Source organism: Aquabacterium sp. TM01 (assembly GCF_057808345.1).
In genome coordinates this window covers 1153175-1176622 of the sequence record NZ_AP046529.1, presented here as the reverse complement: position 1 = coordinate 1176622, position 23448 = coordinate 1153175, and the positions used below count along the sequence as shown (strand labels likewise).

The following is a 23448-nucleotide window of genomic DNA, read 5'->3' as shown; positions in this document are numbered from 1 at the left end:
GCTGATCAGAGGATTACCTGCTCCACCGTGAAGGATTGACATTATGGCTACCACTTCGTCGACATCATTCAGTGCGGCCACCATCAGCTCCCTGGGCGTAGGTAGCGGCTTGGATGCTGAGAGCATCGTCACCAAGTTGGTTGCGCTGGAGCGTCAGCCCATCACGCAACTCAAGGCCGAAGCCACCAAACTTCAGACCAAAATTTCAGCTTACGGTAAAGTTCAGTCTGCGGTTTCCACACTCAAGGATGCGGCGCAAAAGCTGACAAGCCCCGACATCTGGCAGAGCACATCTGCAAAATCAGCAGACAGCACAGCCGTCAGTATTGCCACGACCACGGGAGCTGCTACCGGCAATTACAACGTCACCGTATCAACCCTGGCGGCCAGTCAGTCAGTGGTTAGCAACAAGGTGTTTGGCGCCGCTACCGATCTGGTTGGCGCAGGCACCTTGACCATCGACATGGGCACATGGGCGGGCGGCAATTTCACGCAGAAGAGTGGCAACACGCCTCTGTCCGTGACGGTCCAGGCCACAGACTCCCTGGAGAGCGTGCGCGACAAGATCAATGCCCTGGGCTCTGGCATCTCGGCGTCGATCGTTAACGATGCCAATGGTGCTCGCCTGGTGATGACGTCCAAGGAAACGGGCATAACCAATGGCTTTCGCATTCAGGTCACCAATGATCAGGATGCCAACAACACCGACGGACTGGGTTTGTCCGCCCTGGCCTATGACCCTAAAAACGGCGCCAACGGCACCACCCTGAACCAAGCACCATCAGACGCACAGGCCACCATCAACGGCATCGCGATCCGCTCCAGCTCCAACACCTTTTCAAATGTCCTCAGCGGCATCTCGCTCACGGTCGGCAAGGTCACCACGGGGCCCGTCAGTGTGTCGGTCGGACAGGACACGACCAGCATTGCCACCGCCATCACTGACTTTGCCAACGCCTTCACGTCGCTGACCAATTTGCTCAAGACGAACACCAAATACGACGAAGGCACGAAAACCGGCGGCACACTCCAGGGCGACAGCATGGCCGTGGGCACACTCAATCAGTTCCGCGCCCTGCTCGGCAGCTCCACCTCTGGATCCGCCGTGTTCACCACCTTGTCTTCTATCGGCCTGGAGAGCAAGGGCGGCGGCACAATGACCGTGAACACCACCAAGCTCAACGATGCACTGAATAATCTGACCGAGGTGAGAAAGCTGTTCGCCAACACGGACGCTGTGGACCCCAGCAAGAACGGCTTCGCGACCCGAATCAACACCCTCGCCAGCAACCTGCTAAGCACCGATGGTTTGTTCACCACTAAGACAACGGGACTGAACAGCTCAGTCAAGTTGAACGAAAAGCGCCAGGAGCAGATTGATGCGAAGGCTGCCTTGTATGAAAAACGCCTGCGCGCTCAGTACACAGCCCTTGACAAGGCAATGGCCAGCATCAGCTCGCAGGGGAACTACGTCTCACAGATGATTTCGGGCTTGAACTCAAATTCGTAACACTTTGCACTTGAGCCCTCAAGTTGACGGAAAAACATCCGAAATCGTAAACATCTAGGAGTTTTCTGATGGCGCCTTGCCATTGCTCCTCTTTCAGGTGTCTTGCGATATTGGGGTTCATCATGGCGACCATCTCATCAGCGGGTGCAAACGAGGGCGTTGATCTCACGAAAGTGATGAGTAACGCCACGTCGACACGCCTGAAAGCGGGGGCGCAACGCCCACCCCAAGTTGAGGATGTTGCTGAGATTTCATCTGACGGCATGCGGCAAAGTGCCATCACTGCACTGGCCGAAGCGGCATCGCAGTTGGCCAGCAAAACACTGTGGTCATCCACCGTCGCCTCTTCCAGCGCCCCGGATGCTGTCACCGCACGTAGCAATGCCCAGACGTCCGCTGGAACCTCTCAGGTCGAGGTGAGCCGACTGGCGTCCGCCCAAGTCATCAGCACCGCCACGTTTTCATCGCTCTCCACCGTCGTTGGGCTGGGTACACTGAACATCGAAATGGGTTCGTGGGACGTGCCACCCACCACCTTCGCCACCAACCCCAACTGGCCCAAGGCCAATGTGGTGCTTGGCCCCAAAAACGACACGCTGGATCGCGTGCGCGATAAGATCAATGCTGCGGGGCTTGGCGTGGTAGCCACCGTTGTGTCCGACGCAACCGGCTCCAGGCTGGTGCTGCGCTCAACTGGCACGGGGGTGGACAATGGCTTCAGGATCACGACGGAAGAGGCCGCGCCCGCTGAAAGCGGCTCAGACGTCGCCGCCCTGAGCGCGCTGGGTTTCGACCCCTCGTCAGCTGGAAAGGGCGGTATGCAATTGCTGCAATCGGCCAGCAATGCCCAGGTTCGGATCAACGATGAATCGGTGGAATCCCCGCTGAATTTGATCGAGAGCCGGGATGGCTTGAGCCTGGTGCTGAAAAACCCCACCGATGCACCCGCCACCATCAACGTGATGTCTGACCAAGCGGGCATACAACGGGCTACCCAGAACTTTGCGCAGGCCTACAACGCCCTGCAGAACCTGGGTGGCAGCGTGGCCAGTACGGTTCACCGCGGCGCGGAGAGCCTGCTCGGCACATCGGGTCAGCCCACCGAACTGGGTCGCACCCTGGCACAAATGGGTATGACACGCACACCTGAAGGCGAGTTAAAGATCGACACGCAGCAGTTGACCACTGCCTTGCAGCAGAATTCCGCAACTGTGCGCCAAAGCCAGACAATGCTGGCGCAAGAGGTTCTGGCCGACCTTCCGGCTAGCCCGAACGTAGCCTCGCCAGAGGCTGGCGCACGTGTCCAGCCCAACGCCGATCTGGCTGCGAGCACCCCCAGCAGCACGGCTGGCACCTTGCGTCGCCAGCGTTTGCTGGACCAGTACCAAGGCATGCCCACCCCAGCCGGAATGGAGGACAATGAGCCGTCTTTCCTGCCAGTTGCCTCACGTGCATAAGCCGGAACTGCTGCCTTTTTGAGGCCTGTTTCTATGGCATCAAGCAGGCATAAAGGGGTCAAGCTACAGTGCTTGCTGCCGATAACAAACACAACGCTGTTATCAGCACCACCCGCACGAGATCAACGATGTACGCCACAGCCACAGGTTCATCAGCCAGCATGTTCAGCCAGCGAAACATGAGCAGTGCTTATCGCCGCATTGACGTCGAAACTGGCGTCAATGGTGCGTCCGGCCATCAACTCACCACCATGTTGCTCAATGGCGCGCTGGAAAGCATCGCGCAAGCACGCGGCGCCATGATGAACGGCCAGATTGAGGCCAAATGCAAGGCCATCACGAAGTCTGTCAGCATCATCGACGAGGGTCTTAAGGCCAGCCTGAACCTCGCCGAAGGGGGCGATTTGGCTCAGCGACTCAATGATCTGTACGGCTACATCACCACCCGCCTGACCCAAGCCAACCTGCGTAACGACCCAGCCGCTTTGGAAGAGTGCGCGAACCTGCTCATTCCCATCCGCGACGCCTGGGTGGCCATCGCACCCACCTCCGACGCCCCCGCCTCCACCGCAGCCATGAGGATCCAAGCATGAACGCCCCTGACCTCATCACCGCCCGCGAAACCGAACAGCTCTCCCACAACCTGCTCGGCTACTACGAGGGCATCGAATCCGCCAGCCAGGACATGCTGCAAGCTGCCCGCACCGGCGACTGGGACACCGTGGTCAAGCTCGAAGGCGCCTGCGCCGTGCTGATCGCCCAACTCAAGCACGCCTCCGAAAGCTGCTCCCTCGGCCGCGACGAGCGCGCACTCAAGAGCCGCATCATGCAGCGCATCCTCTTCAACGATGCGGAAATCCGCACACTCAGCGAGCCATGGCTCAACGATCTCAGCCGTATGATGGGCACTTCCATAGACCCCAAGAAGATGCACTGAGTATCTCGATCCTGGACGATGAGCAAACCGTTGAACGACCGCGCGCAGGCCAGCGCGCTGGATGACTACCGCATCACGTCCACCGTCGAGATCTTCGACCTGCTGCGCCAGGTCGAAGCCTCCCGCACCCTGGTCACACTCAGCAGCCCCGAAGGGCACAGCTACACCACACTGATCTGGCAGATCGAGCCCGATCGCGGCGTGGTGGGTTTCAGTGGCGAAGGCAACCACGCCGGCCTGCGTGCCCTGCTCGAATCGGAAGAGGTCACGGCAGTCGCCTACCTCGACAGCATCAAGCTGCAGTTCGACCTGGAAGGCCTGGTGCTGGTGCACGGCGACCAGCACATCATCAACGCCCGCTACCCACGTGAGCTGTACCGATTTCAGCGGCGCACCAGTTTTCGCGTCAAGCCTGCGGTCAGCGCACTGCCCACCGCCCATTTCGCTCATCCCCAACACCCCAAGACCACCCTGGCCTTGCGTGTGCTGGATGTGAGCTTGGGCGGCATGGCCCTGTTCCTGCCCGAAGACACGCCGGCCATTGCCGACGGCACCCGCATCCCCTCGTGCAGCCTGCGCCTGGATGACGACACCTGGCTCGATGTGAGCTTCGTCATGCGCCACGCCACGCCCAACCACCCGGAGACTCGGGGCGCCCGCCTGGGCTGCGAGTTCGTCAACCTTCAGCAAGGCGAGCGCGACCTCCAGCACTACATCAATCAGACGCAAAAGCGCCAACTCGCCCTGGCCGCGCGCAAGGTTTGATCCCAAGGGGGCCCCAGGTACGCTGGCGGCTGATAGCATCGCCACATGACCGTGTCTGCCCCCCTCTCCAAGCCCTGGGTGATCGCCACCCGTGAAAGTCGCCTCGCCCTGTGGCAAGCCGAGCATGTCCAATCCTTGCTGCAAACGCGCTTTGGCCGAACGGTCACGCTGCTGGGCATGACCACCAAGGGTGACCAGATTCTGGACCGCGCCCTCTCCAAGGTCGGCGGCAAGGGCCTGTTCGTCAAGGAACTCGAAGTGGCCCTGGAAGAAGGCCGCGCCGACCTTGCCGTGCACTCCCTCAAGGACGTGCCCATGGAGCTGCCCGACGGCTTCGCGCTGGCCGCCGTGCTCGAGCGTGAAGACCCGCGCGATGCCTTCGTCTCCAACCAGCACGCCAGCCTCGATGCCCTACCCCAAGGCGCCGTGGTGGGCACCTCCAGCCTGCGCCGCATGGTGCAGTTGCGCGCCCGCCGCCCCGACCTGAAGATCGAAGCCCTGCGTGGCAACCTCGACACCCGCCTGCGCAAGCTCGACGACGGTCAATATGACGCCATCATCCTGGCAGCCGCCGGCCTCAAGCGCCTGGGTCTGGCCGAGCGCATCCGCGAGCACATCGACACCACCGTGATGCTGCCCGCTGCAGGCCAAGGCGCCCTGGGCCTGGAAATCCGCAGCAATCACGGCGAGCTGCCCGAGGCCCTGGCCACCCTGGCGCACACCCCCACCTGGCTGGCCACCCTGGCCGAACGCGGCGTATCCCGCGCCATGGGCGGCAGCTGCTCCATGCCGCTGGCCGCCTTTGCCGAGTGGCAACCCGGCCCGTCCGACGACAGCGCACCGGTGCTGGTCTTGCGCGCCCTGCTGGGCCACCCCGAGCAGCCCTTCCTCGTTCAGGCCTCGACCAGCGGTCGCCCGCGCACGGCCGACGAGGCCGACGCCCTGGGCCGCCAGATCGCTGCCCAGCTGCAAGCCCAGGCCGGCGAAGACTGGCTGGCCGCACTGTAAGCCGTGCACGCCGTGGCACCGCTCCGCATCCTGGTCACCCGCCCGCAGCCTCAGGCTGACGAATGGGTGCAGGCGCTGCGTGAGCACCAGCTCGATGCGTATGCCCTGCCGCTCATCGCCATAGAGGCGCCGGCCGACCCCGCCCCGGTGACCGAACTCTGGCACCACCTGGCGCAGCAACGCCTGCTGATGTTCGTCAGCCCCGCGGCAGTGGACTGGTTCTTTCGACTGCGCCCGCCGGGCACCCTCTGGCCCGCCGACACCTTGGCGGCCGCCCCTGGCCCCGGCACGGCGCGCCAACTGATCGAGGCAGGCGCCGCCTACAGCCTGGCCCCCAGGCAGATCCTGAGCCCCCAGGCCGACGCCGAGCAGTTCGACTCCGAATCGCTTTGGCCCGCGCTCGCCCCTTTGAACTGGCAGGGCCAATCGGTCTGCATCATCAGCGGCGGCGACCATCAAGAGGCACGCGGACGCACCTGGCTGGCCGAACAACTGCGCGCGCAGGGTGCCCAGGTGAACGCCCTGCTCTGCTACCAACGCGGCCCCGGGCACTGGACTCCCGCCCAGCAAGCCCTGGCGCGCGCCGCCCTGGCCGCGCCCAGCGCCCATGTGTGGCTGTTCAGCAGCTCCCAGGGCATCGAACACCTCGTCGCCCAACACCTGCACGCACTCCCCTCGTGCCCGAGCACCGACTGGTCACAGGCCCGCGCCCTGAGCACGCACCCCCGCATCACTGAACGCGCTCACGGTTTGGGCCTAACCCACATCCTCGAAACCCGGCCCACCTTGCAAGCAGTGGTGGCCGCACTACGCCCCCTGTCCGCATTTCAGGCTGGCGTCGATACAATCAAATCACTGTGAACGAGCCATCCCCCCCCACCCCTGAAGCCCTGCCCGCCCCCGTGGCGCCGCAGGTCGAACAAGACCTCACCCCGACGCACGCCCCGGCCGAGTGGGTGCGCTGGGCCGTGCTTGTGCTGAGCCTGACCTCGGCCGGTGGCCTGTGGCTGGCCTGGCAAGCGCAGTCGCGTGTGCAGGGCCTGGAGCAAGAACTGGTGCGCCGCCAGCAAAGCAGCCAAACGCAGGCCACCGAAGCCCACCTGCTCGCACGTCAGGCCCAGGAGCTCTCACGCGAATCGGCCGCCCGCACCGCCCTGCTGGAAAGTCGGCTGGCCGAGGTAGCGCTGCAGCGCACTCAGGTCGAAGACCTGATCAAGACACTCAGCACCTCGCGCGACGAAAACCTGCTGGCCGACCTCGAAGCCAGTCTGCGCGTGGCCACGCAACAAGCATCGCTGACCGGCAGCGCCGAACCCCTGGTCGTGGCCCTGCAATCGGCCGACGCCCGCCTGGCCCGCGCCGCCCAGCCGCGCCTGGACAATGTGCGCCGCGCCGTGGCCAAGGACCTGGATCAGGTGCGCGCCACCCGGGTCGCCGACCTCAGCGCCCTGACGGTGCGCCTGGACGAAGCGACCCGCCTGGTGGACGAAGTCCCACTGCTCAACTCGCCTGAAGCTGCCCGCCTGCATCCGGCCGCCACCACCAAGGCCCAGCCCGCCGACCGCAAGGCCAAGGCATCTGCGCCGGCCGCCAGTGCTACCGAGACCACCAGCTGGACGGCCCAGGCCTATGACTGGCTCAGCCGGGCCGGGCAACGCGTCTGGCTCGAAACACGCAACCTGATCCGCGTCACCGAGATCAAGCGCCCCGAAGGCATGCTGGTTTCGCCCGAGCAAAGCTACTTCCTGCGCGAAAACATCAAGCTGCGCCTGCTCAACGCGCGCCTGGCCTTGCTCAGCCGCCAGACGGCGATCGCTGCCAGCGACCTGCAAGAGGTCGAGGCCACCGTGCCGCGCTACTTCGACACCGACTCACGCAAAACGCAACTGCTGCGCACCATGCTGCTCGATGTGGCCAAACAAAGCACCCAGACCACCGTGCCCCGTCCGGATGACACCCTCGCTGCCCTGGCCGCTGTGTCGGCCGGCCGCTGACCTTTTGCCCTGAAGGACCGACGCACATGCGCTCCATCGTCTGGCTTTTGCTGGTTGCCGTGATTGCCGTTGTGGGGGCCACGGCCCTGGGCGCCAACGACGGCCTGGTCACCATCTACTGGCGCGGTTGGCGCACCGACTTCTCGCTCAACCTCTTCCTGCTGGTGATGGTGGCGCTGTTCCTGGCGGTGTACTCGCTGGTGCGCGCCCTCGACAGCCTGCTCGCCCTGCCCGAGCGCGCCAAGCAGTGGCGCACCTCTCGCCGCGACCGCGTGGCGCAGGCCGCACTGCGCGAAGGCCTGGCCCTGTACTTGGCCGGCCGCTACACCCGCGCCCACAAAACCTGCCAGAAGGCCATCGCCATCCAGGCCGACACCCCCGAGCTCGCCCTGGATGCCGAGTTCACGGCGCTGGCGCACATGCTCTCGGCCGGCAGCCTGCACCGCCTGCAAGACCGCACCCGCCGCGACGAGCACCTGCAGCGCGCGCTGGAGATGGCACAGCTGACGCGCAAGCCCCGCGCCACCGAAGAAGGCGCCCGCCTGATGTCGGCCGAAAGCGCCCTGGAAGACCGCGATGCCGTCCGCGCCCTGCGTGAGCTGTCCGAACTGCCGCCGGGTGTGGCGCGCCGTACCCAGGCCCTGCGCCTGAAGCTGCAAGCCGCGCGACTGGCCCGCCAGCCCATGGAAGCCCTGCGCACCGCGCGCCTGCTGGCCAAGCACCAGGGCTTCACCCCCTCGGCCGCCGAAGGCCTGCTGCGCACCCTGGCCAGCGAAACCCTGGAAGGCGCCCGCGATGCCGACCAGATGCGCGCGCTGTGGGTGAACCTGGACATGCAGGACAAACGCGACCCGCTGTTGGTCGCCAACGCCGCCCGTCGCATGTCCCACCTGGGGGCGCCTCATGAAGCCCGCCAATGGCTGGCGCCGCTCTGGGATCAGCTCCACAAGCAGTCTCCCGAAGCGGTCGATGCCCTGGCTGCGGCCCTGCGCGACAGCCTGACCGGGCTGGAAGCCGAATGGCTGCCCCGCCTGGACGCCACCACCCCCGCCGCCCTGCGCAACCCCGCCCTGGCCCTGACCCTGGGCCTGGCCCTGGCCGAACGCCAACTGTGGGGCAAGGCGCGCGGCATGCTGCTATCGGCTGCCAACGACCTGCAACTCAACGTCAACGACCGTCGCACCGCGTGGGCGCAACTGGGCCTGATGGCCGAACGCGAAAACCGCCCGGACGAGGCCGCCCGCTTCTACCGTCTGGCGGCGTTGCCTGAGCGCGACTGACGGCCACGCCACGGCAAAACTGGCAGAAAAAACGACACCCCATTTACAAGCGGGTCAAAAACCTGCTATAGTTTCACTTCTCGGCGGCTGTAGCTCAGTTGGATAGAGTACTTGGCTACGAACCAAGGGGTCGTGGGTTCGAATCCTGCCAGCCGCACCAAATCGCAAGACAAGGTGAACCGAGAACATTTTTAGCGGCTGTAGCTCAGTTGGATAGAGTACTTGGCTACGAACCAAGGGGTCGTGGGTTCGAATCCTGCCAGCCGCACCAGACAAAGCCCTCAGGCGCAAGCTTGAGGGCTTTCGTCATTTCAGGCTTTCGTCATTTGGAGCCTCGCAGCGACTGGCGCAACCACCACAGCGCCCCCACCACCAGCAGCACGCCGCCCGCCAGCGCCAGCCAGGCCCCAGGTGTGGCAGTCCGCACAGCCTGCTGCACCTGGCGCATGAACAGCGAAATCAAGACCGTCCCCGGCAGCAAACCCAAGGCCGTGCCCAGCACATAGTCGCGCAAACGCACGCGCAAGGCACCCGCCCCCAGGTTCACCACAATGAAGGGCGCCACCGGCAGCACCCTCAGCAACGCGATCGTCCACAGACCACGTCGATACAGGTGGGCCGACATGAGCTGCAATCGCCCCTTCAGCAGCCGATCCAACACCTGGGCACCTGTGAGACGCCCGACGCCATAGGTCACCACCGCACCGGCCACCATGCCCACCAGCGCGTAAGCCATGCCCGGCCAGGGCCCAAAGATGAGCACCCCCAGCGTGATCAACGCCAGCACCGGCATGGCCAGCAACACCGCCACCACATAGGCCAGCAACACCCAGAACGGCCCCAGCGGCCAGGCCAGCACCTCGCGACCGAATTGCGCCAGCACCAGCGGGCTCATCAGCACCCGCCAGGCCGGATCACGCCACGCCATCCAGACCAGACCCAGCACCGCCAGATACAACACCAAGAGCGCCAATCGCCCCCAAGGCCAACGGCGCTGCCCCACGCTTGATCCCTGCACTGTCACCCCTGCTCGATGCAAAGCGCCATCTTGGCGCAGCTTCCCCCCCATGCGGGCGGCCTCATGCCCGATCAGCGGGTTCTCACCCCTCCCTGTTCAGGGGGAGGCGGGCACACGGCACAATCACCCCATGAGCAAAGCCTTCACCAAGGAAACAGACAGCGACGATGACGACGAACTGTCGCCACCGCCCCTGCCTGCGGGCACCAAAAACTACATCACCCCGCAGGGCTACCAGCGCCTGCGTGCCGAGTTGCTGCACCTGATCGACACCGAGCGCCCCAAGATCGTCGAGATCGTGCACTGGGCCGCCTCCAACGGCGACCGCTCCGAGAACGGCGACTACATCTACGGCAAGAAGCGCCTGCGCGAAATCGACCGGCGCATCCGCTTTCTGACCAAACGGCTGGACATTGCCGAGGTGGCCGACCCCAGCTTGCACCATGGCAACGACCAGGTGTTCTTTGGCGCCACCGTGACCTATGAAAACCTGGCTGGCGTGGCGCGCACCATCACCATCAAGGGCATCGACGAGGTCGACAACCTGCAAGGCGAGGTAAGCTGGATTTCACCGATCGCCCGGGCGCTGCTCAAGTCGCGTGTGGGCGATGAGGTGCAGCTGATGACCCCCGGGGGCCTGGAGCGGCTGGAGATCCTCGACGTGCACTACCCCGCGCCTGAGACGGCGCACTGAAAGCCCAGCCTCGCCCATCGGGGCATGTGGTCAGGCGCTCAGGCGCTCCGCATTGAGCACCACCGGGCAGCGTTTGAGCGAACGGATCACTTCGGCCAGGTGATCGGTGTCCCGCACCTCCAGCGTCAGCTTCAACTCGGCGGTCTCGCCCAGGCGCTCGTTGCCCATCTCGATGTGGGTGATGTCGGTCTCGGCATGGCTGATTGCCGCGGCCACCTGCGCCAGCACGCCCTTGCCATTGGCCACCAGCACCTTGAGCACGGTCTCGAACATGCGCGTGGGCTCGTCGGACCAGTTCACCTCGATCCAGCGCTCGCCATCGCGCTCGAACAGGCGCCGGCCCACCGCACAGGTCTGGGTGTGCACCACCAGGCCTTCGCCGCGGCCCAGATAGCCCTTGATGCGGTCTCCCGGCACCGGGCAACAACACGGCGCCAGACGCACCGTGGCACCCTCGCTGCCGTCGATCACCACGGAGCTGTACGTGGGGGCGTCATCGGCAAACCGCCCCAGCGTCAGCGTCAGGGCATCCGGGCGCTGACCCGACTCGGCCATCAGGTGCGCCATGCGCTTGGCAGCCATGCTCGCCACCTTGCGGCCCAGTCCGATGTCGATCAACAGCTCGTCTCGGCTGCGGTTGCCCCCCAGACGGATGAGCTCCTGCCACAAGGCCCCGGCGGCACCTTCACTGGTCTCATCTCCCAGCGGGAGCTTGAGGCCTTCGGCGCGCAGCGCCTGAGTCAGCAGCTTGGTGCCCAGCGCCAGCGACTCTTCCGCCTCCATGTTCTTCAGGTAGGCGCGGATCTTGGAGCGCGCACGCCCCGTGCGCACGAAGGTCAGCCAGCCTGGATTCGGGCGCGCGCCCGCCGCCGTGATGATCTCGACCACATCGCCGCTGCGCAGCTCGGTGCGAAGCGCCACCGGATCGCCATTGACCTTGGCCGACGCGCACTTGTCGCCCACGCCGGAGTGGATGGCATAGGCAAAATCCACCGGCGTCGCACCCTTGGGCAGCGCCACAATGCGCGACTTGGGCGTCAGCACATAGACCGACTCGGGGAACAGGTCGATTTTCAGGTGCTCCAGGAACTCGGCCGAATCGCGCGTTTCCTGCTGGATGTCGATCAGTGACTGCAGCCACACGGCGGCCTGCTGCGGGCTGGCATCGTTCGCATCGGCCTGCTCCTTGTACATCCAGTGCGCGGCAATGCCCTTCTCGGCCACGTCGTGCATCATCTGCGAACGAATCTGGAACTCGACCGCCGTGCCCACCGGGTTGACCAGCGTGGTGTGCAGCGACTGGTAGCCATTGGGCTTGGGGATGGCGATGTAGTCCTTGAAGCGCCCCGGCAGCGGCTTGTAGAGCTGGTGCAGCACGCCCAGCGCCTTGTAGCAGTCCAGCAACTCGTGCGTGACGATGCGAAAGCCGAAGATGTCACTGACCTGCGCAAAGCTCAGGCCCTTTTCGATCATCTTGTTGTAGATCGAAAAAATGGTCTTCTCGCGCCCATACACCTCGATGTGCATACCGGCGGCCTGGAAGGCCTCCTGCACCTCGTTCTGGATGCGATCGACCAGATTGCGGCGGTTGCCACGCGTGCGCTTGACCGCCTTCGCCAGCACGGCATGGCGCCAGGGATTGATGTACTGGAAGGACAGCTCCTGCAGCTCGCGGTAGGTCTGGTTCAGGCCCAGCCGGTGCGCGATGGGCACATAAATGTCCAGCGTCTCGCGCGCAATGCGGGTGCGCTTGTGCGCCACCATCGCATCCATCGTGCGCATGTTGTGCAAGCGGTCGGCCAGCTTGATCAAAATGACGCGCACGTCGCGCGCCATCGCCAGCAGCATCTTGCGGAAGGACTCGGCCTGCGAGTCTTCCTTGGTCGAGAACTGCAGCTTGTCGAGCTTGGTCAAGCCATCGACGATCTCGGCCGTGGGCGCCCCGAAACGCTCAATCAGCTCGATCTTGGTGACGCCGCAATCCTCCATGGCGTCGTGCATCAGCGCGGCCATGATGGCCTGCGCATCGAGCTTCATGTCGGCGCACAAGCCCGCCACCGCGATCGGGTGGGTGATGTAGGGCTCACCACTGGCGCGGAACTGGCCCAGGTGCGCCTCATCGGCAAAGCGATAGGCGTCGCGCACGCGGCGGATGTCCGCCTCGTCAAGGTAGTCGAGCTTGTGGGTCAGGGCCGCAAAGGAGGCGGCGGCTGCGTCGGTGGCCGGGGTCATCTTTAGACTTTAGCGCGGATACGTGCACCCTTGAGCGGGCGATGTCTATCGGACAAATAGAAAAAGGCCCGCGCTTGCGCCGGGCCTTTTCGGGTGGACTCTTCCTGGCGCATGCGCCAAGGGGGTCAGCGTGCGATCAGGTCGGCACCTTGCGCAGCATTTCCAGGCCCACCTGACCGGCAGCGATCTCGCGCAGCGCGGTCACGCTGGGCTTGTTGCGCGACTCGATCTTGGGGGTGTGACCCTGGCTCAGCATGCGGGCACGGTAGGTTGCGCACAGCACCAGCTGGAAGCGGTTCGGGATCTTTTGCAGGCAATCTTCAACGGTGATGCGGGCCATGTGGGTGCTCCGGTAAGGTCTGAATCAGACTCAGATCAAATTGAGCGCACGAAACACATTGGGCTTGTTCCGACGCTGAGCTGAGTATTTTAACCGCTGCGCGTGAACAATGGATTTCAAATCGAACAAAGCCGACTCGAACAAGGCATTGATCACCACAAAGTCGAAATACTGGGCCTGCGCGACCTCGATGCGGGCGTTGGTCATGCGCGTCTCGATCACCTCGGGGGTGTCTTCGCCGCGGCGGTTCAGGCGTTGCAGCAGCTCCTCGTAGCTGGGCGGCATGATGAAGATGAGGATGGCGTTAGGGAAGATGCGCTTGATCTGCAGCGCGCCCTGCCAGTCGATCTCCAGCACCACGTCTTCACCGCTCTGGATGCGGGCCTCGATCGCCTTGCGCGAGGTGCCGTAGTGGTTGCCGTGCACATGGGCATGCTCGAAGAACTCGCCGCCCTCAATCATGGCCTGGAAATCGTCTTTCGACGTGAACCAGTACTCACGGCCATGCTGCTCCTGGCCGCGCGGAGCCCGGGTGGTGTGCGACACCGACACCTGCAGGCGTGAGTCGACTTCCAGCAAGGCGTTGACCAGGCTGGATTTACCGGTGCCGCTGGGGGCTGACACGACAAAGAGGTTGCCGGGGTAGTCCGTCTCGGCGGAGGCGGGCTGCGTCAAAGAGGGGGTTTGAGCGGTCGTCATTCGATGTTCTGCACTTGTTCACGCATTTGTTCGATGAGCACCTTCATGTCCACCGAAATCTGGGTCAGCTCCAGCGCTGCCGCTTTCGAGCCCAGGGTATTGGCTTCACGGTGTAACTCCTGAATCAGGAAGTCCAGCCTCTTGCCCACTTCGCCGCCTTTTTTCAGCAGGCGACCAATCTCGTCCAGGTGAGCCTTGAGGCGCTGCAGCTCTTCGTCCACGTCAATGCGCAAGGCATAGGCGGCCGCCTCACTCAGCGCACGCTCCTGGGCCGCTTCCGGCGTCACCGCACCGCCCACCGCCTGCAGCGCATCCTGATACTTCTGCACGAAGCGCTCTTGCTGTCGCTGCACGGCTTGCGGCACCAGCGGCCCCGCCTGCTCGGCCAGAGCCTTGAGGCCCTTGAGCTTGTCGTGCAACACGGCCACCAGGCGGGCGCCCTCGCGCTCGCGGGCCTCTTTCAAGGCCTCCACGCACTGGCGCGCGGCCTCCAGCGCAGCCTCTTCCAGGCGCACGGTGGGCGCGGCAGCACGGCACCACGTCAGCACCTCGTTGACAGACAGGGGCGCGGCCTTGGGCAGCCAGTTCTGCACCGTGCCCTCCAGCCGGGCCAGGGTGTGCAGCTGCTCGGTCTGGGGCTGAGGCCAGCCGCTTTCGGCGGCACGCTGGGGCTGCAAACGGAACTCGATCTTGCCACGTTTGAAACCGGCCGTCAGCAGCTCGCGCAGGGCGGGTTCGAGCCCTCGAAACTCGTCGGCCAATTTGAAACTCAGGTCGAGAAAACGGCTGTTGACCGAACGCAGTTCGGCCCCCACCGCCCCTGTGGCGCTTTTGCGTGACGCAATTGGCGCATCGCCCTCATCGGTGTTTTCACTGACGTGGTCGGGAGCCGACGACACCGCGCTTGCGAAGCCGGTCATGGAGTAGACTGACATGGTTACTTGACACCAGACAAAACTCGATTATGTCAAAGCCGAAACCTGCCCCGTTGCCCCCGGGCACCGTCGTGGGCGGCTACCAGATTGTCAAGAAGCTCGCTGCGGGCGGTTTTGGCGTGGTTTACCTGGCTGAAGATCCAGACAAACGGCTGGTGGCGCTCAAGGAATACCTGCCCGCCTCGCTGGCAGAACGCTCCGCCGGCGAACTCATTCCCCGCGTCAAACCTGACAAGCAACCACTGTACCGCCTGGGGCTGAAAAGTTTTTTTGAAGAAGGCCGCTCGCTGGCCCAGATCGCCCACCCCAGCGTGGTGTCGGTCTACAACTTCTTCCGCGAAAACGAAACCGTCTACATGGTGATGAACTACCTGCAGGGTGACACCCTGCAGGACTTCATCGTCACAGCCCGCGAACTCAAGCGCGACAAGGTGTTCCGCGAGTCCACCATCCGCTCGCTGTTCGACGAGATCCTGCGCGGCTTGCGCATCGTCCACCAGTACAAGATGCTGCACCTGGACATCAAGCCGGCCAACATCTTCGTCACCAACGAGAACAAAGCGGTGCTACTGGACTTTGGCGCGGCGCGCGAGGTGCTGAGCAAGGAAGGCAACTTCATCCGCCCGATGTACACGCCCGGCTTTGCCGCGCCCGAGATGTACCGCCGCGACGGCTCGCTGGGCCCCTGGACCGACATCTACGCCATCGGCGCCTGCATCTACGCCTGTATGCAGGGCTACCCGCCCAACGACGCGCCCCAGCGCATTGAAAAAGACCGCCTGGGCCTGTCCCTGTCGCGACTGCGCAATGTCTACTCCGACAACCTCATCGAGGTGACCGAGTGGTGCATGTCGCTCGACCCGCTGGCGCGCCCCCAGAGCGTCTTTGCCCTGCAAAAAGAATTGGCACGCGAAACCGAGCGCCGTTACTCCAAGCTCACCTTTGCCGAGCGGGTCAAGCTGCAACTTGAAAACCTGAAAACCGGTGCCAAAACATGAGGTTCTCCGTCTACCAGATCAGCCGCAAGGGTGGCCGCGAGAAGAACGAAGACCGCATGGGCTACTGCTACACGCGCGACGCCGGGCTGTTTGCCCTGGCCGACGGCATGGGCGGACACCCCGAGGGCGAAGTGGCGTCGCAACTGGCGTTGCAGACCATGGCCGCGATGTTCCAACGTGACGCCAAGCCGGTCCTGGACGACCCCCTGCGCTTTCTGCAGGACGCCATCATGGCGGGCCACCATCAGCTGCTGCGCTATGCCAGCGAAAAGGGCCTGATCGACAACCCGCGCACCACGCTGGTCGCCTGCATCCTGCAAGGCAATATGGCTTACTGGGCGCACTGCGGGGACTCGCGCCTGTACTTCGTGCGTGGCAACAAGCTGATCGCCCGCACCCGAGACCACTCTTACACCGAGCTGCAGCAGACTCTGGGGCACAGCGCCCTGCCCAACGACCGTTTCAACCGCAACGTGTTGTTCACCTGCCTGGGCAGCCCCGGCAAGCCGGTGGTCGATACCTCTGGCCCACTGCTGCTGCAAGAGGGGGACCGCATCTTGCTGTGCTCCGACGGCCTGTGGGGCACGGTCGAAGACGACATCATCACCGACCACCTGGCCGCCAGCCCCATTGCCGAATCCGTGCCTGAGCTGGTCGAAGTGGCGCTGCGCAACGGCGGTGCCAAGTGCGACAACGTCACCATCATCGCCATGGAGTGGGAGTCGGCCACCGACGAAGTCAAGCCGGGCGTGTCCACCGACGAGCTCGGTGACGAAGTCTTTGCCTCCACCATCCAGGCCAGCCTCGGCAGCAATGCTGGTCCGGGCGACAATGTCGAGGACGACGACCTGGACGAAGCGGCGATTGAGCGGTCGATCCGAGAGATCAACGAAGCCATCCGCCGCTCCGCCAACGGAACCCGCAAAGCCTGATCAGGCATGCCATCGCAACGCCAGCATGGCGGCCAGCCCGATCGGGATCTGACCCACGCTGCTGACACCCGATGAGCAAACAATTGATCCTGGCGTCCAACAACGCCAAAAAACTGCGCGAGCTGCAGGCCCTGATCACCCCGCTGGGGGTGGCGCTGGTCACGCAAGGCGCGCTCGGCATCCCCGAAGCCGAAGAGCCCCACGTCACCTTCGTCGAGAACGCCCTGGCCAAGGCACGTCACGCGGCACGCCTGGGCGGTGGCCCCGCGCTGGCCGACGACTCCGGCCTGTGCGTCAACGCCCTGGGCGGCGCCCCGGGTGTGCGCTCGGCGCGCTACGCAGTTGATGCCGGACGCGTGGCCGAAGATGCCGGACGGAATCACATCGACCTGGCCAACAACGCATGGCTGCTGGAACAGATGGCCGCCTACGCCGACCGTCAGGCCCACTTCACCTGCCTGCTGGTGGCCGTACGCCACGCCGAAGACCCGGAGCCGCTGATCGCCGAAGGCCACTGGAGCGGCCAATTGCTGCACGCACCCCTAGGCGAACATGGCTTCGGATATGACCCGCTGTTGTGGCTGCCCGAACACCAGCACAGCGCCGCTCAACTACCCCCCGAGACCAAGAACGCGGTCAGCCACCGTGCGCTGGCCTGCCAGCAACTGCTGCAACTCATCACCGCCCGCTGGGGCATCGGCACTGACGGTCCCGCAAGCGCTCACTGGCCCTGGCAATCCGCATGATCACGCTGCAACGCCCTGGTGCCCTGAGCACCCTCCCACCGCTGTCGCTGTACGTGCACCTGCCCTGGTGCCTGCGCAAATGCCCCTACTGCGACTTCAACTCCCATGAGCCCAACGCGGCCCTGAGCGCAGGTTCGGCCGGGGCCGGCCACCTCTCGGCACAAACCGAGGCCCGCTACCTTGATGCATTGCGCGCCGATCTGGAATCGGCCCTGCCGCAGATCTGGGGCCGCCGCGTCCACACCGTCTTCATCGGTGGCGGCACGCCCAGCTTGTTCTCGCCGGACAGCATCGACCAATTGTTGTCCGACCTCCGCGCCCGCCTGCCGCTGGAAGTCGACGCCGAGATCACGATGGAGGCCAACCCTGGCACTTTCGAGACCGACCGCTTCAAGGCCTTCCGGCAGGCCGGTATCAACCGCCTGTCCATTGGCGTGCAGAGCTTTGACGATGCCAAACTGCGGGCGCTCGGGCGCGTGCACAACCGCGCCCAAGCCGTCGCGGCCGTGGAAGAAGCCCAGGCGTGCTTTGACACCTTCAACCTCGACCTGATGTACGCGCTGCCGGGCCAGTCAGCCGCCGATCTGGAGGCCGACATCCAGCAGGCCCTGGCGTTCGAGCCCCCGCACCTGTCGCTCTACCACCTCACGCTCGAGCCCAACACGCGCTTTGCCACCCAGCCCCCAAAAGGCCTGCCCGACGAGGACACCGCCTTCGACATGCTGGATCACTTGATCGAGCGCACCACGGCCGCCGGCCTGCAGCGCTACGAGGTGTCGGCCTATGCCCGCCCGGGCCACCAGTGCGCGCACAACCTGAACTACTGGCAGTTTGGCGACTACCTGGGCATCGGCGCTGGCGCCCACAGCAAGATCAGCTTTCCCGACCGCATCGTGCGCCAGGTGCGCTGGCGCGAGCCGGCCGCCTACATGGACAAGGCCGCGCAAGGCCTGGCCTGCTCCAACGAGCAGGAGGTGCCATTGAAATCGCGGGCGTTCGAGTTCATGATGAACGCCCTGCGCCTCAAGGACGGCTTCGAGTTGCTGCGCTTTTCAGAGCGCACGGGCCTGACCCTGGCCAGCATCCAGCAGCCGCTGGCCGAGGCCGAAGCCAAAGGTTTGCTGGCTCGTGATCTCGCCCGCGCCTGGCCAACCGACAAGGGCTTTGATTTTCTGAACGACCTGCAGGCGCTGTTTTTGCAGGACTGAAACGCATTCGTGCGCTCGCCACCATGTCCGCCACTTTGCTCACCGACCCCACCGTCGCGTTCATCGAGCGGGAGGTGGCCATTGACCTGGCCTCTGCCTCGGCAGACCACCGCCCTAGTTCATGCCGCGGCTTCGCCTGCCGCGCCTCACCTGATCGCCAGCGCCTGACCTTGTTCGTGCGCCGCGAAGAAGCCCGCCAGCTCTTGCAGGATGTCCTGGCGCAGGACGTGATCGCGGTGGTGTTCTGCCTGCCTGAAACCGAAGCCGCCCTGCAGATCAAGGGGCGACAGATCGCACTGTCCGCGGCCAGCGCCGACGACATGCTCGACATACAGCGCTACCGCGATGCCTTCATCGACGGCATCGTTGCCCTGGGCTACCCGCGCCCCTTTGCCGAGGCCTACATGGCGGTCGATGTCGGCCAGATGGTCGCCATCAGCTTCCAGCCAGAGGCCGTGTTCGAGCAGACCCCTGGCCCTCGGGCCGGCCAGCCTGTCGGGCAGGAGGCGGCATGAACAGCGTCAACATCAGCCCGTTGCGCACCTGTTTTGAAGGTGCCATCCCCAGCACCTTGGCCACCTGCGCGTCCGACGGCACGCCCAACATCGCCTACCTGTCGCAGGTGCAGTATGTCGACCGCCAGCACCTCGCCACCACCTTCCAGTTCTTCAACAAAACCCGCCAGAACATCCTGGCCAATCCGAACGCCGTCCTGAAAGTGGTGGACCCGTTCACCGGCGCCGGCCACCGCCTGCACGTCCGCTACCTGCGCACCGAAACCAGCGGCCCACTGTTCGAGAGCATGAAAGCCAAACTGGCCGGGATCGCCTCCCACACCGGCATGGCCGATGTCTTCCGCCTGCTGGGTGCGGACATCTACGTGGTCGAGCAGATGGAGACCCACGCGCCACCGAGCGTACTGGCCACCACGGCATCTGACTCGCTGCCGCGCCTGCGCCAGATGAGCACCCTGCTGGATGGCAGCCAGGACCTCGATGAGCTGCTGGACAACACCCTCTCCGCCTTGCAGAACGTGGCCCAGATTGATCACACGATGATCCTCAAGCTCGATGAATCGGGTGAGCGCCTGTTCACCGTGGCCAGCCGCGGCTACCCGACCAGCGGGGTCGGCTCCGAGATTCCGATCGGGCATGGCGTGATCGGGGTGGCCGCACGCGAGCGCACGCCCATCCGCATCTCGCACATGACCAGCGAGTACACCTACGGCAAGGCCGTGCGCGACAGTGCCGAAGCCCTGGGGCTGCATCACCACCTGGAGACCGCCATTCCCATGCCCGGTCTGCCGGAAAGCCGCAGCCAGCTCGCCGTGCCCATCCTGGCCGGCCAGACCCTGTACGGCGTGCTCTACGTCGAAAGCCCCGAGGACCTGCGCTTCTCCTACGACGAGGAGGACATGCTGCAGATCCTGGCACATCAGTTCGCCTGGATGGCCCGCAACCTCGCCTGCACGGCAGCCGTCGATCCGACGCCGGATGAGTCGCCGCGGACACCACAGCCACACGCCACGCGGGGGCCGGCGTCCGACAAACCCGTGCGCGTGCGCTGTTTCAAGGCCGACCACAGCATCTTTCTGGACGAGGACTACCTCATCAAGGGTGTGGCCGGCGCCATCTTCTGGAAGCTCCTGCAGGTGATTCAGCAAGAAGGCCGCGACCAGTTCACCAACCGTGAGCTGCGGCTGGCCCCGGACCTGGCCCTGCCCGACATCGCCGACAACCTGGAGGCGCGCCTGGTGCTGCTGCAACGCCGCCTGGCCGAGCGCACCGACTTCATCCGCATGCACAAGACCGGGCGGGGCCGCTTCCAACTCCAGGTCTCGCGAACGTTGACGACTCAGCTCGTGGAGAGCTGAGCCTCGGCGGGCACACCCAGCAACTCCTGCACGGTCTGCATAATCTGCGCGGCCTGCGGCACAAAAGCCTGTTCCAGTGGATGACTGGCGGGCGTCGGCACATCGGGACTGCTGAGGCGGCGCACCGGGGCCTTCAAAGCATCGAAGACCCGTTCGGCCACCTGGGCCGCCACCTCGGCGCCCACGCTGCACAACGGGCCGGCTTCATGCACCACCACCAGTCGCCCCGTGCGCCGCACCGACGGCAGCACGGTGCCCATGTCCAGCGGCTTGAGGCTGCGCAGGTCCAGCACCTCGGCCTCGATGCCCTGCTGGGCCAGCGTGTGGGCGGCGACCAGGCAAGTGTGCGCCGTCTTGGCATAGGAGACCAAAGTGACGTCGCTGCCCGGTCGGCGCACGGCGGCGCGCCCGATCGGCACCAGGCCCGCCTCCGCTTCGTCCGTGAGGTCACCCGGCTGGTGCAACAAGGTCATGTCATTGAGGAAGACCACCGGGTTGTCATCGCGGATCGCGCTCTTGAGTAGACCGTAGAAATCCGCCGGGGTGGACGGCATCACCACCTTCAGCCCGGGGCTGTGTACAAACCACGCCTCCAGGTTGTGCGAGTGCTGTGCCCCCACGCCCCAGCCGGCGCCGGTATTGGCCAGCACCACCAGCGGAAAGGCGAACTGCCCGCCTGACATGTAGCGCAACTTGCCCGCGCTGTTGACGATCGCATCCATCGCGTAGGTCAGAAACGGTGCATACAGCATGTCCACCACCGGACGCAGGCCACTGGCCGCCGCACCCACGGCGCACCCCGCCACGATTGCTTCGGACAGCGGCGTGTTGCGCACCCGCTCGGTCCCGAAGGCCTCGACCAGATCGGGGTGCAGCGTGGCCACGCCCTCGCCCATGAGCATCACGCGCGCATCTCGCTGCATCTCTTCGGACAAGGCGCGGTACAGCGCCTCGTGTGCGGTCGTTGTGGTCATCGTTGCATCCTCCTCAGGCGTACACATCGGTGCACAGCGCCTCCGGCGCGGGATAGGGTGCGGCCTGCGCCTGCCGCACAGCGGCGTCGAGTTCGACGTGCACCGCGTCTTGCAACTCACTGAGCGCCTGCTCCGTGAGCGTGCCCCCGCCCAGCAGGCGGCTGATCTGGCGTTGGATCGGGTCTCGGGCCAGCCAGGGGTCGCGCTCTTGCGCCGTGATGTGCACTTCGGTGTCACCCGAGTAATGACCGCGCTGACGGTAGGTCAAGGTCTCCAGCAGATAAGGCTGACCCGTGGCGCGGATGGTGTCCACCGCATGCCGGGCGGCGTCATGTACCGCCTGCACATCATTGCCATCCACGGTTTGACAAGGCAAGCCGTAGCCCGCCCCCCAGGCGCTGACATGCTCGGTGAGCATCGTTTCCTGCCGACGTACGAACGCCTGCCACTGGTTGTTCTCGCAGACATACAGGATCGGCAACTGCCAGACGGTGGCCAGATTCAGCGACTCGTGGAAGATCCCTTCACAGGCCGCGCCATCCCCGAAGAAGCACACGGTGATGCCAGGTTCACGTCCCATCTTGCGCGCCAGGGCCACGCCCGGCGCCATCGACAGCTCACCGCCCACGATGGTCGACGTCAGCACCACGCCCAGCTCGGCCACCGAAATGTGCAGCGACCCACTCTTGCCCTGGCAATAGCCCGTCGCCTTGCCCATGACCTCGGCGAGGATGCGCGTCGGATCCGCCCCCCGGGCGATCAAATGGGCCGCGCTTCGATGGTTGGTCAGGATGCGGTCCTCGGGTCGCAGCGCCGCCACCACACCGACGGCACTGGCTTCCTGCCCCTGCGAGGAACACGTCATCGGAAAGGGCCCCTGCGCCTGAAGTGCCGCCACACGCTCTTCATAGGATCGCACCCGCAGCATCTGCCGCAACATCTCGCGCGGGGTCATGCCAGCATCTCCTGGGGCACGGCGAGCTCTCCCTGGAAAGCCGCCTTGAGTTTGAGCCAGTCGCGCGCCTGCAGCAGCGGACGGGCCATGTCCAGCTGCGAGGCAAAGACCTCAGGGGGCATGCCTTGACGCATCCCCTGCAACATACCCACGCGTTCGGCATGCGATACGCTGGGCAAGATCCAGCGGAAATGCACCGCCATCTCGTCGGGCGGAATGCTCGCCACCAGCTCATCGTGCAAGGCGACCAGCTCCTGGTCGCTGAGGTGCTGCCACAGCACGGCATTGTGCGAGTGCTCCTCCAGCAGCATGTGCGCCAGATTCTCGGCGACGAAGTGGCTCATCTCGTGATACAGCCCCAGCCAATGCGCGTCACGCTCCTGCGGCGATGCCGATGTGGCCAGCGCCAGCCGCGCGCGCAAGGCCGAGATACCCGCCAGGTGATCAGCATGGTCTGATTCGGCATGGCCGGCACTGCCCGGCGCGTGGCGCTCCATGACCGGGTGGATGAAGCGGTTCTCGTGGGCCACATGCTCTCCACACACATGCAACAGCGTGTGCACCTGTTCGGCGCAGTCCATGCACTCCTGCCAGTCTGCGGCATCGATGTGGCCCACCCGGACCAAGGTATCAACCATGAAAGCGCGCATGCCCTTGTGCACGGCCTGGTAGAGATTGAAACGCGACGAGACGATGAGGTCAGCATCTGAAGTGAAACGGTCAGTGGTCATGATGGCTCTTCCTGAGGTTTGCCCGGCTCCACAGCCGAGCTGTTGTGGTTGACGCAAACCACTGTAGGAAAAGTGCCCCGATCCGTTTCGTAAATGCTTCTTCAGCAATCCTTAAAGGTCTCATATCCCCCCAAGAGGACGCCCTCCATGGTAGGACCCCAA

Annotated in this window: 24 protein-coding genes and 2 tRNA genes; 18 read left to right on the top strand and 8 right to left on the bottom strand. The window is 64.7% G+C overall.

Translation table 11 applies throughout. From position 1 onward, the window contains the following. Positions 1 to 43 precede the first annotated feature (43 nt). The 11 genes from fliD (AC3WW4_RS05455) (at position 44) to AC3WW4_RS05405 (ending at position 9222) form a co-directional block, all read left to right on the top strand. Complete coding sequence (gene fliD / locus AC3WW4_RS05455; RefSeq protein ID WP_488827368.1) at positions 44 to 1510, top strand: flagellar filament capping protein FliD; 1467 nt, start codon at positions 44 to 46, stop codon at positions 1508 to 1510. Between the two features lie 68 nt (positions 1511 to 1578). Then, entirely contained in the window at positions 1579 to 2967 is a 1389-nt protein-coding gene (gene fliD / locus AC3WW4_RS05450) for a flagellar filament capping protein FliD (RefSeq protein WP_488827367.1), read from the top strand. Positions 2968 to 3146: 179 nt separating this feature from the next. Beyond that, positions 3147 to 3560: a flagellar export chaperone FliS gene (fliS, locus tag AC3WW4_RS05445; protein WP_488827366.1), complete on the top strand. Its 414-nt coding sequence runs from the start codon at positions 3147 to 3149 to the stop codon at positions 3558 to 3560. After that, the gene (locus tag AC3WW4_RS05440) at positions 3557 to 3904 is read left to right on the top strand and encodes a flagellar protein FliT (RefSeq protein WP_488827365.1); all 348 of its coding nucleotides are present in this window, start codon (positions 3557 to 3559) and stop codon (positions 3902 to 3904) included. The genes fliS and AC3WW4_RS05440 overlap by 4 nt, the downstream gene beginning before the upstream one ends. An 18-nt stretch (positions 3905 to 3922) precedes the next feature. Continuing rightward, positions 3923 to 4669 (top strand): flagellar brake protein, encoded by a 747-nt coding sequence (locus AC3WW4_RS05435; protein ID WP_488827364.1) that lies wholly within the window; start codon positions 3923 to 3925, stop codon positions 4667 to 4669. A gap of 45 nt (positions 4670 to 4714) precedes the next feature. After that, positions 4715 to 5677 carry a hydroxymethylbilane synthase gene (gene hemC, locus AC3WW4_RS05430; RefSeq protein WP_488827363.1) on the top strand — a complete coding sequence of 321 codons (963 nt, stop codon included), beginning with the start codon at positions 4715 to 4717 and terminating at the stop codon, positions 5675 to 5677. Between the two features lie 12 nt (positions 5678 to 5689). Next, positions 5690 to 6538 carry a uroporphyrinogen-III synthase gene (locus AC3WW4_RS05425; RefSeq protein ID WP_488827362.1) on the top strand — a complete coding sequence of 283 codons (849 nt, stop codon included), beginning with the start codon at positions 5690 to 5692 and terminating at the stop codon, positions 6536 to 6538. Further along, positions 6535 to 7671 (top strand): uroporphyrinogen-III C-methyltransferase, encoded by a 1137-nt coding sequence (locus AC3WW4_RS05420; RefSeq protein WP_488827361.1) that lies wholly within the window; start codon positions 6535 to 6537, stop codon positions 7669 to 7671. The genes AC3WW4_RS05425 and AC3WW4_RS05420 overlap by 4 nt, the downstream gene beginning before the upstream one ends. 26 nt (positions 7672 to 7697) lie before the next feature. Beyond that, entirely contained in the window at positions 7698 to 8951 is a 1254-nt protein-coding gene (locus tag AC3WW4_RS05415) for a heme biosynthesis HemY N-terminal domain-containing protein (protein WP_488827360.1), read from the top strand. Positions 8952 to 9034: 83 nt separating this feature from the next. Continuing rightward, positions 9035 to 9111 (top strand) — tRNA-Arg (locus AC3WW4_RS05410). A gap of 34 nt (positions 9112 to 9145) precedes the next feature. Beyond that, positions 9146 to 9222 (top strand) — tRNA-Arg (locus AC3WW4_RS05405). 51 nt (positions 9223 to 9273) lie between these two features. On the opposite strand, the gene AC3WW4_RS05400 is transcribed toward AC3WW4_RS05405, so the two are convergent. Further along, positions 9274 to 9954, bottom strand: coding sequence for a TVP38/TMEM64 family protein (locus tag AC3WW4_RS05400; protein WP_488827359.1), 681 nt, complete (start codon positions 9952 to 9954; stop codon positions 9274 to 9276). Positions 9955 to 10099: 145 nt separating this feature from the next. On the opposite strand from AC3WW4_RS05400, the gene greB reads away from it, so the two are divergent. Continuing rightward, positions 10100 to 10663: a transcription elongation factor GreB gene (gene greB, locus AC3WW4_RS05395; protein ID WP_488827358.1), complete on the top strand. Its 564-nt coding sequence runs from the start codon at positions 10100 to 10102 to the stop codon at positions 10661 to 10663. 30 nt (positions 10664 to 10693) lie between these two features. Here the strand turns inward: greB and AC3WW4_RS05390 are convergent, their stop codons facing one another. The 4 genes from AC3WW4_RS05390 to AC3WW4_RS05375 all read right to left on the bottom strand — a co-directional run bounded on the left by AC3WW4_RS05390 (position 10694) and on the right by AC3WW4_RS05375 (position 14869). Further along, positions 10694 to 12895, bottom strand: coding sequence for a RelA/SpoT family protein (locus tag AC3WW4_RS05390; RefSeq protein ID WP_488827357.1), 2202 nt, complete (start codon positions 12893 to 12895; stop codon positions 10694 to 10696). Between the two features lie 136 nt (positions 12896 to 13031). Then, positions 13032 to 13235, bottom strand: coding sequence for a DNA-directed RNA polymerase subunit omega (gene rpoZ / locus AC3WW4_RS05385; protein WP_320366748.1), 204 nt, complete (start codon positions 13233 to 13235; stop codon positions 13032 to 13034). 30 nt (positions 13236 to 13265) lie between these two features. Continuing rightward, positions 13266 to 13934 carry a guanylate kinase gene (gene gmk / locus AC3WW4_RS05380; protein WP_488827356.1) on the bottom strand — a complete coding sequence of 223 codons (669 nt, stop codon included), beginning with the start codon at positions 13932 to 13934 and terminating at the stop codon, positions 13266 to 13268. Next, a complete protein-coding gene (locus AC3WW4_RS05375) occupies positions 13931 to 14869 on the bottom strand; it encodes a YicC/YloC family endoribonuclease (protein WP_488827355.1) in 939 nt (312 codons plus the stop codon). The genes gmk and AC3WW4_RS05375 overlap by 4 nt, the downstream gene beginning before the upstream one ends. Before the next feature lie 29 nt (positions 14870 to 14898). Between AC3WW4_RS05375 and AC3WW4_RS05370 the strand changes: the two genes are divergently transcribed. The 6 genes from AC3WW4_RS05370 (at position 14899) to AC3WW4_RS05345 (ending at position 20626) form a co-directional block, all read left to right on the top strand. After that, positions 14899 to 15867, top strand: coding sequence for a serine/threonine protein kinase (locus AC3WW4_RS05370; RefSeq protein WP_488827354.1), 969 nt, complete (start codon positions 14899 to 14901; stop codon positions 15865 to 15867). Next, positions 15864 to 16799: a PP2C family protein-serine/threonine phosphatase gene (locus tag AC3WW4_RS05365; protein WP_488827353.1), complete on the top strand. Its 936-nt coding sequence runs from the start codon at positions 15864 to 15866 to the stop codon at positions 16797 to 16799. The genes AC3WW4_RS05370 and AC3WW4_RS05365 overlap by 4 nt, the downstream gene beginning before the upstream one ends. A 71-nt stretch (positions 16800 to 16870) precedes the next feature. Next, positions 16871 to 17545 (top strand): RdgB/HAM1 family non-canonical purine NTP pyrophosphatase, encoded by a 675-nt coding sequence (gene rdgB, locus AC3WW4_RS05360; protein WP_488827352.1) that lies wholly within the window; start codon positions 16871 to 16873, stop codon positions 17543 to 17545. Continuing rightward, positions 17542 to 18753, top strand: a complete 1212-nt coding sequence (gene hemW, locus AC3WW4_RS05355) for a radical SAM family heme chaperone HemW (protein WP_488827351.1) — start codon at positions 17542 to 17544, stop codon at positions 18751 to 18753. The genes rdgB and hemW overlap by 4 nt, the downstream gene beginning before the upstream one ends. Before the next feature lie 23 nt (positions 18754 to 18776). Continuing rightward, a complete protein-coding gene (locus AC3WW4_RS05350) occupies positions 18777 to 19268 on the top strand; it encodes a hypothetical protein (protein ID WP_488827350.1) in 492 nt (163 codons plus the stop codon). Continuing rightward, the gene (locus tag AC3WW4_RS05345; RefSeq protein WP_488827349.1) at positions 19265 to 20626 is read left to right on the top strand and encodes a GAF domain-containing protein; all 1362 of its coding nucleotides are present in this window, start codon (positions 19265 to 19267) and stop codon (positions 20624 to 20626) included. The genes AC3WW4_RS05350 and AC3WW4_RS05345 overlap by 4 nt, the downstream gene beginning before the upstream one ends. Here AC3WW4_RS05345 and AC3WW4_RS05340 read toward each other — a convergent pair. Genes AC3WW4_RS05340 through AC3WW4_RS05330 form a run of 3 tightly spaced genes read right to left on the bottom strand, consistent with a single transcriptional unit; the run spans position 20608 to position 23286 of the window. Then, positions 20608 to 21600: an alpha-ketoacid dehydrogenase subunit beta gene (locus AC3WW4_RS05340; RefSeq protein WP_488827348.1), complete on the bottom strand. Its 993-nt coding sequence runs from the start codon at positions 21598 to 21600 to the stop codon at positions 20608 to 20610. The genes AC3WW4_RS05345 and AC3WW4_RS05340 overlap by 19 nt on opposite strands. A 13-nt stretch (positions 21601 to 21613) precedes the next feature. Then, positions 21614 to 22555, bottom strand: coding sequence for a thiamine pyrophosphate-dependent dehydrogenase E1 component subunit alpha (locus AC3WW4_RS05335; RefSeq protein WP_488827347.1), 942 nt, complete (start codon positions 22553 to 22555; stop codon positions 21614 to 21616). Beyond that, positions 22552 to 23286: a hemerythrin domain-containing protein gene (locus AC3WW4_RS05330; protein ID WP_488827346.1), complete on the bottom strand. Its 735-nt coding sequence runs from the start codon at positions 23284 to 23286 to the stop codon at positions 22552 to 22554. Before AC3WW4_RS05330 ends, AC3WW4_RS05335 begins: the two co-directional genes overlap by 4 nt. Positions 23287 to 23448: the final 162 nt, after the last annotated feature.